This is a genomic window from Agrobacterium sp. CMT1, assembly GCF_037203725.1.
Classification (GTDB): domain Bacteria; phylum Pseudomonadota; class Alphaproteobacteria; order Rhizobiales; family Rhizobiaceae; genus Agrobacterium; species Agrobacterium pusense.
On the sequence record NZ_JBBCAR010000017.1, the window covers coordinates 75242 to 89024 of the forward strand.

Genomic DNA, 13783 nt, shown 5'->3' on the forward strand with positions numbered 1-13783 from the left:
CCGGTTATTTCAGCCAGCCGGCTATACGCCCAACGGCCTCGGCAATGTCAGACACGGAACCCGCATAAGAAATCCGCAGCGCCCTGTGGCCTTCCTCCGGGTCGAAATCCATGCCTGGTGTCGCTGCCACGTCGATTTCTGCCAGCATACGCTTTGCGAAATCCATGCTGTCATTGGAAAAACGGCTGGTATCGACATAGGCATAAAACGCGCCATCCATGGGGGATGCCAGCGGCAGGCCTATTTCCGGCAGTCGCGCCATCAGGAAATCGCGATTGGTGCGATAGCTCTCCCGATAGACATCCAGTTCCTCGGCCGCCGAAAAGGCTGCGGTCGCCGCAAGCTGCGACAGTTCAGGCGGGGAAATATAAAGGCTCTGGGCCAGACACTCGACCGGACGGACGAGGTTTTCCGGCAAGACCATCCAACCGATGCGCCAGCCCGTCATGCAATAATATTTGGAGAAGGAATTGATGACCACCGCATTGTCGGTGATTTCGAGTGCGCTCGTCTCTTCGCCGACGAAGGTAAGGCCGTGGTAAATCTCATCGGAAATGAAGGCCATGTCGCGGCTTTCGCAATAGGTCGCAAGCCGCTTCAGCGCCTCGCGGCCTGTGACGGTGCCGGTCGGATTGGCCGGGCTTGCCAGCAGAACGCCCTTCAGCTTGCAGCCCGCTTTCGTTTCCGCACGCTCCAGACTTGCCGGCGTCAGCGTGTAGCCGGTTTCAGCCGTGACCGGCACTTCCACGACGTTGAGGCCGAGAGCCTTCAGGATATTGCGATAGGCCGGATAACCGGGCCTCGCGATCGCGACATGATCGCCCGCGTCGAAAAGGCTGAGAAAGGCAAGATTGAAGGCCGCTGACGAGCCCGTTGTCACGGCGATACGAGCCGGATCGATCGCGACCTGGTGACGCAACCGGTAATGGCCGGCAATCGCCTCCCGCAGTTCGCGCAGGCCGAGCGCATCGGTATAACCGATCCGCCCATGTTTCAGCGCCTCTTGAGCCGCTGCCAGCGACGCCTTCGGTGCGGGATGGGAGGGCTGGCCGACCGCCATGGAAATGACGGGGCGGCCCGCCTGCCTGCGCCTGTTTGCCTCCGCCAGAATATCCATGGCGTGAAAGGGTTCGACTGCGCTCCGCTTCGACATCGTAATCAAGGGCATGCTCTTTCCTGAACCGTATTTCAGAGACTTGCCGCAGAATCACAATCTTCACAATCATGCGACCATAATGCGGACAAGTATTTTTGCCGTATGGCATTTGGCTTAAAGTAAGGTAATTGCCTTCATAAGATTTCAAGAGGCTCCGGCCGCACAGAATGAGGACCGATATGGCGCATTTTCTCCGTTCCACCCTTCTTGCCAGCGTGACGGCCCTTTCAGCGGTATTCGCCTCCCTGCCCGCGCATGCGCTCGATGAGCAGCAGAAGAAGGAAATGGGCGAGTTCATCAAGCAGTATCTGATCGAGAACCCGGAGATCATGCTTGAGGTTCAGGATGCGCTTGAGCGCAAGCAATATGCGGCGCGCAACGCCAAGGCGGCAGAGGCGGTCGCCGACAACAAAAAGGCGATCTTCGAATCGAAATTCGATCTGGCACTCGGCAATCCCGATGGCGACGTCACACTCGTTGAGTTCTTCGATTACAACTGCGGTTATTGCAAACGCGCCATGGGAGACATGGACAACATCCTGAAGAGCGACAAGAAAATACGCGTCGTGCTCAAGGAATTCCCGATCCTCGGACCGGAATCGGTTGCCGCCCACCGCGTCTCCAATGCCGTAAAGTTGCTGGCGCCTGCCAAATATCCGGAGTTCCAGCGCACGCTCCTCGGCGCTCGCGGACGGGCGAATGAGGACAGCGCGATGGAAGTCGCGACCTCGCTCGGCCTCAAGGAAGCCGATATCCGCAAGTCGATGGCGGAAAACCCCAATGATGCGCAGGTGCAGGAAACCTACAAGCTGGCAAACAGCCTCGGCATCACGGGAACGCCGTCTTATATCGTCGGCGACGAGGCGGTTTTCGGCGCCGTCGGTGCCGACCCGCTGAAGGAGAAAATCGCCAATATGCGCAGCTGCGGTAAAGCTACCTGCTCCTGATTGCTAAAAAAGCAAGTGCATTCCCTGTGAGATGCCGGCCTGACGGCCGGTTTACGGCTTGCAGGGGCTTTTCCTTGGCGGCTGCGCAGTCTATAGGTGTCGCTGATTTTCGTATGGAAACGTGAATGAGCAACATCATCATCGTCATCAACGGCCCCAATCTCAACATGCTGGGAAAAAGGGAGCCGGGTATCTATGGTGGCAAGACGCTGAAGGACATCGAGAATGATTGTCTTCAAGCCGGTGCCGATCTCGGTTTCGCAGTGGAATTCCGCCAGTCCAACCACGAAGGCGTGCTCGTGGACTGGTTGCATGAGGCGGGAGAAAGGGCGGCGGGTGTCGTCATCAATCCCGGCGCTTACAGCCACACCTCTATCGCGTTGCACGACGCCATTCGCGCGATTTCCACGCCCGTCGTGGAAGTGCACATTTCCAACATCCACGCCCGGGAAGAGTTCCGCCACAAATCGATGGTCTCACCGGCAGCGAAGGGCATGGTCTGTGGTTTCGGACCATATGGATACGTCATGGCGCTTCACGCGCTGAAAAACATCACGGCATAAAAAGAAACAAAGAATAGGGTTTGTCATGTCTGAAAAGAAACAGGGTATCGACAAGGAACTGATCCGCGAACTCGCGAATATCCTCAACGATACCGACCTTTCGGAAATCGAAGTGGAGCAGGATGACCTGCGCATCCGCGTTTCGCGCGCCGCTCCCGCAGCCACGGTTTATGCCGCAGCACCGCCCGCTTACGCACCGGCTCCCGCAGCAGCGCCCGCCGCGCCGGCAATCGCGGCCCCTGCTGCACCGGCAGCAGCCGCTGCACCGGCACGCAACCCGGCAAACACCGTGTCTTCGCCCATGGTTGGCACCGTCTATCTCTCGCCAGCCCCTGGCGCCCGCCCCTTCATCGAAGTCGGCGCAACCGTCAAGGAAGGCCAGACACTTCTCATCGTCGAGGCCATGAAGACCATGAACCAGATCCCGGCTCCGAAGTCCGGCAAGGTCGTGGAAATCATCGTCAACGACGCACAGCCCGTGGAGTATGGCGAAGCCCTCGTGGTCATCGAATAAAGGCGGTTCAGCATGGTTTCGAAGATCCTCATAGCCAACCGCGGCGAAATTGCGCTGCGCGTCCTGCGCGCCGCCAAGGAGCTTGGCATTCCCACCGTCGCCGTGCATTCCACGGCGGACGCGGACGCCATGCATGTGCGCCTCGCCGACGAAAGCGTATGCATCGGCCCGCCGCCTTCGCGTGACAGCTACCTCAATATCCACCAGATCGTTGCGGCCTGCGAAATAACAGGTGCGGACGCCGTTCACCCCGGCTACGGCTTCCTGTCGGAAAACGCCAAATTTGCCGATATCCTTGACGCGCACGGTATCACCTTCATCGGGCCGACCGCCGAGCATATCCGCATCATGGGCGACAAGATCACCGCCAAGCAGACGGCGCAGGAACTTGGCATTCCCGTGGTTCCCGGCTCCGATGGCGAAGTGAAGCCTGAGAACGCGCTGGAAATCGCACGCACGATCGGCTTTCCGGTCCTCATCAAGGCAACCGCCGGCGGCGGTGGTCGCGGCATGAAGGTGGCGAAGACCGAGGCCGATCTGGAAGAGGCCGTTGCGACTGCCCGCTCCGAAGCGGCAGCAGCATTCGGCAACGACGCCGTCTACATGGAAAAATACCTCGGCAAGCCACGCCATATCGAAGTGCAGGTGTTCGGCGACGGTGAAGGCAATGCCATTCATCTCGGAGAGCGCGATTGCTCGTTGCAGCGTCGCCACCAGAAGGTGCTGGAAGAAGCCAACTCTCCGGCTCTGACGGTTGAACAGCGCATGAAGATCGGCGAGATTTGCGCGAGCGCCATGCGCAAGCTGAAATATCGCGGTGCCGGCACCATCGAGTTCCTTTACGAAAACGGCGAGTTCTATTTCATCGAAATGAACACGCGTCTGCAGGTGGAGCATCCGGTCACGGAAGCGATTACCGGCATGGATCTCGTGCAGGAACAGATCCGCGTCGCGTCGGGTCAGGGCCTCTCGGTCACGCAGGCCGATATCGAATTCCATGGCCACGCCATCGAATGCCGTATCAATGCCGAAGACCCGCGCACCTTCGTTCCCTCGCCTGGCACGCTGACCTATTTCCACACGCCGGGCGGCCTTGGTGTGCGCGTCGATTCGGGCGCCTATCAGGGCTACAAGATCCCGCCCTATTACGACAGCATGATCGGCAAGCTCATCGTTCACGGACGCGACCGTGACGAATGCATTCGCCGCCTGCGTCGGGCGCTCGACGAATTCGTCGTCGACGGCATCAAGACCACGCTGCCGCTTTTCCAGGATCTTCTTCAGAATGAGGATATCCTGAGGGGCGATTATGATATTCACTGGCTGGAAAAATATCTGGCCGGTGACGCGTCTCACTAAGACGATATGGCTGGGCGGCGCAGCAGAAATAACGACATAACGGTCGATATCCTGCTGCGCGCCTATTCCGCCGGCCTGTTCCCGATGGCCGATTCGGCTGACGATCCCGAGCTTTTCTGGGTCGAGCCGGAAGTGCGCGGTATCATCCCGCTCAATTCCTTCCACATTTCCAAAAGCCTCGCCAAAGCGATGCGCAAGAAGCCATTCGACATACGCTTCAACACCGCTTTCGAGGCTGTCATGTCGGGCTGCGCCGCAGAGGCACCGGACAGGCCAAGTACCTGGATCAACGCCACCATTCGCAGGCTTTATAGCGAACTGCATCAGATCGGCCATGCCCATAGCGTCGAGGCCTGGGAAGGCAAGGAGCTTGTCGGCGGACTCTACGGCGTTTCGCTGGGAGCGGCATTCTTCGGTGAAAGCATGTTCTCCCGTCGCACCAATGCATCGAAGATTTGCCTCGTGCATCTGGTGGAGAGATTAAAAGCAAGCGGCTTCGTGCTGCTCGATACTCAATTCACCACGGAGCATTTGAAAACGTTCGGCGCCATCGATGTGCCGAAGCTTGAATATGCGAAAATGCTCGACGTCGCCGTCAATCGGCCGAGTCTGCAATTCTAGTCGTTACCTTGGGTTATTTGCTTGCCGTAGAGGGAGCAGGCACTTCCGAGTCCTGTTTGCAACCCGTCAGCCATACGTCATAGATCGGGTGTTCCACGGCGTTGAGGCCGGGGCTGTCGGCGAACATCCAGCCGGTGAAGATGCGACGGATTTTACGGTCGAGGGTGATTTCATCCACTTCGACAAATGCATCGATCTTCTGCGCTTCCGTCTGGTCGCGCGAGTAACAGACCTTCGGCGTGACCTGAAGCGCGCCGAACTGCACCGTCTCATCGATATAGACATCGAAGGACGTGATGCGGCCCGTGATCTTGTCGATGCCGGAAAAGACCGCTACGCGGTTTTCAAGCCGGGCGGCGGAGACGGGCGAGATGAGGAAGGCAGCAGAAACCGCCGCGAACAGCGTCACCGTCAGCGCACGCAAAGAACGGTCCCGCGTGATTTTCCTCATACGATGTGTCTCCAAAATTTGCCTGTGTCGGGACGCCGACCGGATCAACGCCTAAGGGCGGAATGTGGCAAAAACCGGTGAGGCCGGATGCATGCGCGGCGTTTTGCACAACACCGCGCATCGCGATAGCTCAGTTGCCGGGTGTCCAGGCGTCGTAGTCGCCGGTCACACGCGGGCGCTCCCCGGCCACAGCCAGCGAGCCCTGAGGGCGATAGGCCTTGTACGAGCCTGTGAGGTTTGGCTGATGCGGCTTCTGCCACTCGCGCGCAACGTAGCTTTCCTGGCTCGGCGGAACGTCGGTGCGATAGTGCATCCAGCCATGCCAGCCGGGCGGAATGGCAGAGGCCTCAGCGTAGCCGTTATAGATCACCCAGCGGCGCGGCATGCCCCAGGAGGTGGTGCCGCCTTCGTAATAGGTGTTACCCAACTCGTCCTGCCCCACCTTCTTGCCGAAACGCCAGGTGTGAAACCGCGTTCCGATCGTCTGGCCGTTCCACCAGGTGAAGATTTGCGTCAGGAGAGTCTTCATTCTACGTTCCTCAGGCTTGAATGCGCCGCAGCGATTTTCCGTGCACGGCACAAGACATGCTTATGCCGCCCCTCACGCCAATTGTCCAGCATTTCAAGATATATCCGTGCTATTTCAGCTTCATCCTGAAGCCTAGATGCCGCTTCTCGAAACCCAGCCGCTCGTAGAAGCGGTGCGCGTCCAGCCGGGCCATGTTGGAGGTGAGCTGCGCGGCTTTCAGGCCCTGACGGCGGGCTTCATCAAGACAATAGTTGATCATCACCGCGCCGATGCCGCGACCGCGCATGTCGGCCCGTGTCTGCACCGCTTCGATGACCATAGACTTGGCCCCTCGCCCGACGAGCTTGGTGAGGATCGCCGTCTGAAAGGTGCCGACCACCTCGCCATCCAGTTCGGCGACGTAAAGCGTTTCGCTCGGCGACGCCTCGATCGCCCGGAAGGCGGCAAGATAATCGGGCTGTGCCGATTCGTCCGCCGTATCGCCGTGGCCGCCGATCTCGTCAGCGGCAAAAATGGCGGCGAGCGCCGGCAGATCGTCTTCACGGGCCGTTCGAATTATCAGATTTTCCAGGGTCGCGTTCATCGGGTCAGGCTCTTTTCCATCACGATGCCGGGCAGCCCCTCGATACCCGCCATGCGCTCGATTCGGTCCACCTCGACAAATCCGACGCCTTCATAGAAGTTGATTGCGACAGTATTTTTGGACTCAACCTCAAGCCGCATGATTTCCGCGTCGGGAAAGCAGGTTTCTAGCTCTGCGAAGAGATCGCGGCCGACACCCTGCCGCTGTAAATCGGGCGCCACGTAAAGCTGGTGCAACAGCGCCGTCTTCGCCATCTTGGCCGACATGGAGCCGTAAGCCATGCCGCCGATCCGCTTGCCGTCATCGGCGACAAGGAACTCGCCGCCTTTCTTTTCGACGCGGTCTTTCATGGCCTGCGGCGAATGCCAGGCTGCGATCAGCTGGTTGACCTTATCCGCGCCGTAGATTGCGTCATAGGTCGCGTGCCATGTCGTCGCGAGCAGCGCCCGGACTGGCTCGATGTCACGCAGGCTGGCTGTGCGGATGAAAAACATGATCTGGCTCCGTCTTGAAACAGAAATGCCGGGCGTTGATCCCGGCAGAAGTGATGTCAGTCGCCCTTGCTGGACGTCATCCTCTGGTTTGCCCCACCGTGTGGCTTAATCGGAATAATCCGGACTAAAACCATTACTTCCGTCATGCCGGTCCCCGGAACAAGCCCGAGGATGATCCGGCATCCAGCCGACTCGCGTCTGCGCGGTGAAAAGAGTCTTTTCAGCCCAAGGACTTGGGCTGGCTGGATCCCGGCTCAAGGCCGGGATGACGGAGACCCTCTGCCGTTACTCGAGCGGGAGGCAGCCGTCGCTTACTCTTCCTCGATACCGAGCTTCGCTTTCACCAGCGCCTGCACCGCCTGCGGGTTGGCTTTGCCGCCCGTCGCCTTCATGACCTGGCCGACGAACCAGCCGGCGAGCGTTGGCTTCGCCTTGACCTTCTCGACCTGATCCGGGTTGGCGGCGATGATCTCGTCGACGGCCTTTTCGATGGCGCCCGTATCGGTCACCTGCTTCATGCCGCGGGCCTCGACGATTTCAGCCGGATTGCCGCCCTCGTTCCAGACGATTTCAAACAGGTCCTTGGCGATCTTGCCGGAGATGGTCTCGGCCTTGATCAGATCGATGATGCCGCCGAGCTGTTCGGGCGACACCGGCGTCGTCTCGATGTCCTTGCCAGACTTGTTCAGGGCGCCGAGCAGGTCGTTGATGACCCAGTTGGCGGCAGCCTTTGGATCGCGTCCGGCGGCGACGGCTTCGTAATAATCGGCAATCGCCTTTTCTGAGACCAGAATCGAGGCGTCGTAGACCGAGAGACCGAGATCAGCCACGAAACGAGCCTTTTTGTCATCAGGCAGTTCCGGCAGATCGACCTTCAGTGCCTCAACGAAAGCATCATCGAATTCGAGCGGCAGCAGGTCCGGATCGGGGAAATAGCGATAATCATGCGCATCTTCCTTGGAGCGCATGGAGCGCGTCTCGCCCTTGCCGGGATCGAACAGGCGGGTTTCCTGATCGATGACGCCGCCATCTTCCAGAATGGCGATCTGGCGACGCGCCTCATATTCAATCGCCTGGCCGACGAAGCGGATGGAGTTGACGTTCTTGATCTCGCAGCGCGTGCCGAAGCCTTCGCCCGGACGGCGCACGGAGACGTTGACGTCGGCGCGCATGGAGCCTTCGTCCATGTTGCCGTCGCAGGTGCCAAGGTAACGCACGATGGAGCGCAGCTTGGTGAGATAGGCCTTCGCCTCATCCGACGAACGCATGTCCGGCTTGGAAACGATTTCCATTAGCGCCACGCCCGAACGGTTCAGGTCCACGAAGGACATGGTCGGGTGCTGGTCGTGCATCGACTTGCCGGCGTCCTGCTCCAGATGCAGGCGCTCGATGCCAATCTCGATATCCTCGAAATTACCCTGGCGGTCGGGACCAAGCGAAATGGTGATGGTGCCTTCACCGACGATCGGATCCTTGAACTGCGAAATCTGGTAGCCCTGCGGCAAATCCGGATAGAAGTAGTTCTTGCGGTCGAAAATCGAGCGGTTGTTGATCTTTGCCTTGAGGCCGAGACCGGTGCGCACCGCCTGCTTCACGCATTCCTCGTTGATAACGGGCAGCATGCCTGGCATGGCGGCATCGACCAGCGACACGTTGGAATTCGGCGCGTTGCCGAAAGTGGTGGAGGCGCCGGAGAACAGCTTGGAATTGGAGAGAACCTGCGCATGCACCTCCATGCCGATCACGATTTCCCAATCGCCGGTGGCGCCGGGAATGAAGCGTTTCGGGTCGGGGGTGCGCACGTCTACAAGGGTCATCTGAAGCTCACGATATACGGGTTCTTTGGCCTTGGTGGGTAGAACAAATGAAGCGCTGGCGCAAGACATCTTGCACCCCGTCGCGCGACGGCCGGAATTTTCGAAGACATCGGATACGCGTTTTTTACCCTTACAGGTTTCAATTCAGGCCATGCAAGCGATCGCTCTCTGCTTCCTGGCCTATATCGCCTTCAATCTCTTCGTCTTTCTTGTCTATTGGTGGGACAAGGAAGCGGCGAGGAATGGCGGATGGCGTATCCGGGAAAGCACGCTGCTTTTGCTCGCGCTCGTGGGTGGCAGTGCGGGCGCTATCTCGGCGCAAAGGTTGCTGCGGCACAAAACCCGCAAGGAACCGTTTCGCAGCAAGCTGATATCGATCGTCATCTTGCAGGCGGGCCTCGTCGCATCGCTCCTCATCACGCCGGACTGGCCGATGCGGCTGATGGCCACTCTACAAGCCCTGTTTCAGAACGCCGGCCCGTAAAGACCACTCTCGACCTCAGCCAGTTGCTTCTGCAGGCCCACCGATTGCACCTCGCGGTCCAGCTTCGGCGCATAGGAAACCGAGAGCCAGCGAATGCTATAGCCATGGTAGCGGAAAAAGGCGACGGCCGGTTCATTCTGGGCATGGGTTTCAAGCCGTATGGTCTCGAAGCCCTTTTCCTCTATCAGTCGTTCGATGTCGCCCAGCAGGCGGCTGCCGACGCCCCTCCGCTGAAACTCCGGATCGATCCAGAAGTCGGAAATCGCCTCGTTAAAATGCTCCCGCGCGGCCCAACCCGCAACCGAGCCGCCCAGTTCCGCGACGCGGATGGCAAGCCAGGACGAGCGGGTGAAATTGGAAAAGGCGCTCGCCGCATTGTCGTAAAGCGTCGGTGTGATGCCGAGAGCCGCGGTTGCCTGCCGCCACGCCCTGAGGCCGATGGCCGCCAGAACCTCCGCTTCCTGCTCATACGCGTTGCGAATGACGATCAAGCCGCGCCCTCCTTGGCCGTTTGAAGTAAACCATTGCGGGTGCGATTCGACCAGCGTGGTTTTCCCGCTCCCTGCGGGACTTGACCGCGCCGGTTTGGCCCATTACCCAAAAGGAGCAAGAACGGAGTTTTTATGTTCGCTCAATCGGAGTCCCGGTAAAGGCCCTGCCCGCAAGTTTCTTGCGCGCCGGGCCAAATGAAACCGAGCCGGATGCCCTAACGGCACCCGGGTTTGCTTTCACGCGTCTAGAAGACGCCGACCGGACTTCCAACAATGGACATTTCCCGCGCCGAACAGCGCATTCTTCACCTGCTCGCCCAGGGCGGCAGAATTGAACTCGTTCGAGACGACGCCCGCAAAATTGAAAAACTTTCGCTCTTCACGCGCGAAGGATGGATTTTCAGCGGCCTCGATCTCCTCACCTTCCGCAAGCTGAAACGGAAGCGAGCCATCGCCTCCTCCGGTGGCAAGCCCTACCGCATTACCACGCGCGGGCTGGAACTTGTGAGGGGTGAGCTGGACAACCGATAAACTGACCGGGCGGCGGCAATGCCGTCGCCCGGCATTTCGCGACGCGGCAGCGACGGTGTAACAAGTTAAGAGAGCTTTTGCTCCAGCTTCACCTTCTCAAGTTCGACTTTCATGATGTCGGACCATTCCATGCCGCGCCAGACGATCTGAAAGCCGCAACGCTGGTAAAGGCCTATGGCGGCGCGATTTCTCGCATGGGTGTCGATGGTGGCAAGCGGCAGGCCCGCAGCCCGCATCCTGTCGAGAAAGTGGAGGATCAGCGCTTTGCCAATCCCCTTGCCCTGCCAGTTCGGGTCCACCCACAGATCGGAAATATGATGAGGCTTGGCATCACAAGCGCCCCAACCGACGACAACACCGTCGATTTCGGCCACGACGACATCACCGGTCGGAGACTTGGCGAAGCTTTCGAATTCGCCCCTCACCCACTCGATGACATGGGAATCGAGATAGGCGGCGTCGAAGGCTTCACCGGCACGCCATGCGGCAAAACCGACAAAGCCGACCGCATCGCGATCGGCTTCGTTCATCTGTCTGAGCTTGAGACTGCTTACCACCACTTGGCAGGCGTGAACTTGCCGGCTGCCTGCTCGATGGCGTGGGCCGTCTTGAACAGCGTTTCTTCTTCGAACGGCTTGCCGATGAGCTGCAGGCCAAGCGGCAGGCCCTTGCCATCAAGACCAGCAGGCACCGAGAGGCCGGGAAGACCGGCCATGTTGACGGTGATGGTGAAGACGTCCTGCAGGTACATCTTGACGGGATCGGAGGCGAGCTCCTCATCACCGACCGCGAAGGCGGAAGACGGCGTGATCGGCGCCAGAATGGCGTCGACGCCTTCGTGGAAGACGTTCTCGAAGTCGCGCTTGATGAGCGTACGGACCTTCTGCGCCTTGAGATAATAGGCGTCGTAATAACCGGCCGAAAGCACATAGGTGCCGACCATGATGCGACGCTGCACTTCCTTGCCGAAACCGGCGGCGCGGCTCTTTTCGTACATGTCGGCAATGTCCTTGCCGTCGACGCGCAGGCCGTAGCGGACGCCGTCATAACGGGCAAGGTTGGACGAGGCCTCTGCCGGTGCGACGATGTAATAGGCGGGAAGCGCATATTTGGTGTGCGGCAGCGAGATGTCGACCACCTCTGCACCGGCGTCGCGCAGCCATTCGACGCCCTTGGCCCAGAGCTTTTCGATTTCGTCAGGCATGCCGTCAACGCGGTATTCGCGGGGGATACCGATCTTCAGGCCCTTGAGCGACTGGCCGATAGCCTTTTCGTAATCCGGCACAGGAAGGTCAACCGAGGTCGTGTCCTTGGCGTCGACGCTTGCCATGGTCTTCAGCAGGATGGCCGCGTCTCGCACGTCGCGGGCAATCGGGCCAGCCTGATCGAGCGACGAGGCGTAAGCGACAATGCCGAAGCGCGAGCAGCGGCCGTAAGTCGGCTTGATGCCGACGGTGCCGGTGAAGGCCGCCGGCTGGCGGATGGAACCGCCGGTATCGGTTGCGGTGGCGCCGGCGCAAAGATGCGCGGCAACGGCAGCGGCCGAACCGCCCGAGGAGCCGCCAGGCACCAGCTTCTGCTCGGAACCATTGGCGCGCCACGGGTTGATGGCCGGGCCGTACCACGAGCTTTCATTGGACGAGCCCATGGCGAATTCGTCCATGTTGAGCTTGCCGAGCATGACGGCGCCCTGATCCCAGAGGTTCTGGGTGACGGTGGATTCGTATTTCGGCTTGAAGCCATCGAGGATGTGCGAGCAGGCCTGGGTGTGAATGTCACGCGTTGCGAAAAGGTCCTTCACGCCGAGCGGAATGCCTTCCAGCTCACCCGCGGAACCGGCAGCAATACGGCCGTCGGAGGCTTTCGCCATCTCGCGCGCCTTTTCGGGCGTCGTCGCCACATAGGCGTTCAGCGCACCGTTGGCGGTGTCGATGGCGGAGAGATAGGCGTCGGTGAGCTCAAGGGCGGAAAATTCTTTCGCCTTCAGCTTCTCGCGGGCTTCGGCAATGGTCAGGCTCGTCAGGTCGGTCATGGTCGGCAACGGCTTTCGAAAATCTCGGAAAAATCGGGCGGCAAGATGGATCGATTACTCGACCACTTTCGGCACCACGAAGAAATTGCGATCGGTCGCGGGCGCGTTGGCGACGATGTCGTCCGCCTTGTCGCCATCGGTCACCTCGTCGGCGCGCTTCTTCATCGCCACCGGCGTCACCGACGTCATCGGCTCGACGCCATCCACATTCACTTCCGAAAGCTGCTCCACGAAACCGAGTATGCCATTCAGCTGGCCGAGCATGTTCTGTGCTTCGTCTTCAGTGACAGCGATACGGGCAAGGCGCGCAACACGCTTTACGGTGGCGAGATCGACGGACATGGTTTTACTCCGATGGGATATTTCCCATTCGCTATAATGACCATGTCCGTCCTTCGCAACGGTAGAAAGCATGTCGCGGCTAACTCGGCGGCGGTTTTGCGCTCACGACATGCGGCGTTGACGCTTAGAAGGACAGCACGTCGCCCGCCCTGGGTGTATGGACGCGCGCTTCGGCGCCTTCCATGCCGGCCACGAATTTCTCCGGCGTCTGGTCGATTATCGGGAAGGAGCCGTAATGGCAGGGAAGCACGTGCTGGAACTTGAAGAAGCGCTGGCAGGCAAGCGCCGCCACAGCTCCGCCCATGGTAAAGCGGTCACCGATCGGCACGAGACCTATATCAGGCTGATGCAGTTCATTGATGAGCTTCATGTCGGAGAAGATATCCGTATCGCCCATATGGTAGACGGCTGGACCGTCCTCGAAATGCAGCATCAGGCCGTTGGCATTGCCGAGCGAATGGGAAACGCCATCCTCGGTGATCTGGGCGGAGGAATGCAGCGCATTGGTGAAGGTAACCGAGAAACCGTCAAAATGAACGGTGCCGCCGGTATTGCCCATATCGACCTTCGCACAGCCCTTGGCGGAAAGCCACGCGGCTAGATCGGCATTCGCCAGCACGGTCGCACCCGTCTCGCGGGCAAGCTGCACGGTATCTCCGACATGGTCGCCATGGCCGTGGGTCAGCAGAATATGGGTGACGCCTTCGGCTGCAGACTTGCCATCCTGCCCTGCAAAACCGGGGTTGCCGGTGAAAAACGGATCGATGAGAATCTTCGCGCTGCCGTTTTCCAGACGGAAGGCGGAATGGCCGAGCCAGGTGATTTTCATGGGAAGTTCTCCTTTGTATTGCCGGTATAATATGACATAG

18 protein-coding genes are annotated in these 13783 nt (G+C 59.6%); 7 read left to right on the plus strand and 11 right to left on the minus strand.

Going from position 1 to position 13783, the window contains the following annotated elements; translation table 11 throughout:
- Positions 1 to 4: 4 nt before the first annotated feature.
- Positions 5 to 1162 (minus strand): pyridoxal phosphate-dependent aminotransferase, encoded by a 1158-nt coding sequence (locus tag WA845_RS19750; protein ID WP_006698022.1) that lies wholly within the window; start codon positions 1160 to 1162, stop codon positions 5 to 7.
- Positions 1163 to 1335: 173 nt separating this feature from the next.
- Here WA845_RS19750 and WA845_RS19755 point away from each other — a divergent pair, with 173 nt between their 5' ends.
- From WA845_RS19755 to aat, 5 genes are all read left to right on the plus strand, one after another.
- Positions 1336 to 2103, plus strand: coding sequence for a DsbA family protein (locus tag WA845_RS19755; RefSeq protein ID WP_037089103.1), 768 nt, complete (start codon positions 1336 to 1338; stop codon positions 2101 to 2103).
- 125 nt (positions 2104 to 2228) lie between these two features.
- Complete coding sequence (gene aroQ / locus WA845_RS19760) at positions 2229 to 2666, plus strand: type II 3-dehydroquinate dehydratase (RefSeq protein WP_004441429.1); 438 nt, start codon at positions 2229 to 2231, stop codon at positions 2664 to 2666.
- Between the two features lie 25 nt (positions 2667 to 2691).
- Complete coding sequence (gene accB, locus WA845_RS19765; protein WP_004441427.1) at positions 2692 to 3180, plus strand: acetyl-CoA carboxylase biotin carboxyl carrier protein; 489 nt, start codon at positions 2692 to 2694, stop codon at positions 3178 to 3180.
- Between the two features lie 12 nt (positions 3181 to 3192).
- The gene (accC, locus tag WA845_RS19770; RefSeq protein WP_107339729.1) at positions 3193 to 4539 is read left to right on the plus strand and encodes an acetyl-CoA carboxylase biotin carboxylase subunit; all 1347 of its coding nucleotides are present in this window, start codon (positions 3193 to 3195) and stop codon (positions 4537 to 4539) included.
- Positions 4540 to 4545: 6 nt separating this feature from the next.
- On the plus strand, positions 4546 to 5160 hold the full coding sequence (gene aat, locus WA845_RS19775) for a leucyl/phenylalanyl-tRNA--protein transferase (RefSeq protein WP_107339730.1): 615 nt from the start codon (positions 4546 to 4548) through the stop codon (positions 5158 to 5160).
- 13 nt (positions 5161 to 5173) lie between these two features.
- Here the strand turns inward: aat and WA845_RS19780 are convergent, their stop codons facing one another.
- The 5 genes from WA845_RS19780 to gatB all read right to left on the minus strand — a co-directional run bounded on the left by WA845_RS19780 (position 5174) and on the right by gatB (position 9034).
- A complete protein-coding gene (locus tag WA845_RS19780) occupies positions 5174 to 5611 on the minus strand; it encodes a DUF2155 domain-containing protein (protein ID WP_004441417.1) in 438 nt (145 codons plus the stop codon).
- Positions 5612 to 5741: 130 nt separating this feature from the next.
- Positions 5742 to 6140, minus strand: coding sequence for an NADH:ubiquinone oxidoreductase subunit NDUFA12 (locus WA845_RS19785; RefSeq protein WP_112554923.1), 399 nt, complete (start codon positions 6138 to 6140; stop codon positions 5742 to 5744).
- Between the two features lie 109 nt (positions 6141 to 6249).
- A complete protein-coding gene (locus WA845_RS19790) occupies positions 6250 to 6723 on the minus strand; it encodes a GNAT family N-acetyltransferase (protein ID WP_044458778.1) in 474 nt (157 codons plus the stop codon).
- Positions 6720 to 7217: a GNAT family N-acetyltransferase gene (locus WA845_RS19795; RefSeq protein ID WP_112554925.1), complete on the minus strand. Its 498-nt coding sequence runs from the start codon at positions 7215 to 7217 to the stop codon at positions 6720 to 6722. The genes WA845_RS19790 and WA845_RS19795 overlap by 4 nt, the downstream gene beginning before the upstream one ends.
- Positions 7218 to 7528: 311 nt before the next feature.
- Positions 7529 to 9034, minus strand: a complete 1506-nt coding sequence (gene gatB / locus WA845_RS19800) for an Asp-tRNA(Asn)/Glu-tRNA(Gln) amidotransferase subunit GatB (protein WP_006698017.1) — start codon at positions 9032 to 9034, stop codon at positions 7529 to 7531.
- 151 nt (positions 9035 to 9185) lie between these two features.
- Between gatB and WA845_RS19805 the strand changes: the two genes are divergently transcribed.
- The gene (locus WA845_RS19805) at positions 9186 to 9518 is read left to right on the plus strand and encodes a DUF1294 domain-containing protein (RefSeq protein ID WP_112555130.1); all 333 of its coding nucleotides are present in this window, start codon (positions 9186 to 9188) and stop codon (positions 9516 to 9518) included.
- Here the strand turns inward: WA845_RS19805 and WA845_RS19810 are convergent.
- Entirely contained in the window at positions 9500 to 10009 is a 510-nt protein-coding gene (locus tag WA845_RS19810; RefSeq protein ID WP_044458777.1) for a GNAT family N-acetyltransferase, read from the minus strand. The two genes, WA845_RS19805 and WA845_RS19810, sit on opposite strands and share 19 nt — an antisense overlap.
- Positions 10010 to 10282: 273 nt before the next feature.
- On the opposite strand from WA845_RS19810, the gene WA845_RS19815 reads away from it, so the two are divergent.
- Entirely contained in the window at positions 10283 to 10540 is a 258-nt protein-coding gene (locus WA845_RS19815; RefSeq protein ID WP_006698014.1) for a YjhX family toxin, read from the plus strand.
- Between the two features lie 65 nt (positions 10541 to 10605).
- Here the strand turns inward: WA845_RS19815 and WA845_RS19820 are convergent, their stop codons facing one another.
- The 4 genes from WA845_RS19820 to WA845_RS19835 all read right to left on the minus strand — a co-directional run bounded on the left by WA845_RS19820 (position 10606) and on the right by WA845_RS19835 (position 13743).
- Positions 10606 to 11100, minus strand: coding sequence for a GNAT family N-acetyltransferase (locus WA845_RS19820; protein WP_269842101.1), 495 nt, complete (start codon positions 11098 to 11100; stop codon positions 10606 to 10608).
- Positions 11091 to 12572 (minus strand): Asp-tRNA(Asn)/Glu-tRNA(Gln) amidotransferase subunit GatA, encoded by a 1482-nt coding sequence (gene gatA / locus WA845_RS19825; protein WP_004441402.1) that lies wholly within the window; start codon positions 12570 to 12572, stop codon positions 11091 to 11093. Before gatA ends, WA845_RS19820 begins: the two co-directional genes overlap by 10 nt.
- A gap of 54 nt (positions 12573 to 12626) precedes the next feature.
- Positions 12627 to 12914: an Asp-tRNA(Asn)/Glu-tRNA(Gln) amidotransferase subunit GatC gene (gatC, locus tag WA845_RS19830; protein WP_112554927.1), complete on the minus strand. Its 288-nt coding sequence runs from the start codon at positions 12912 to 12914 to the stop codon at positions 12627 to 12629.
- A 124-nt stretch (positions 12915 to 13038) separates the two neighbouring features.
- Positions 13039 to 13743, minus strand: coding sequence for a metal-dependent hydrolase (locus tag WA845_RS19835; RefSeq protein ID WP_112554929.1), 705 nt, complete (start codon positions 13741 to 13743; stop codon positions 13039 to 13041).
- Positions 13744 to 13783 lie beyond the last annotated feature (40 nt).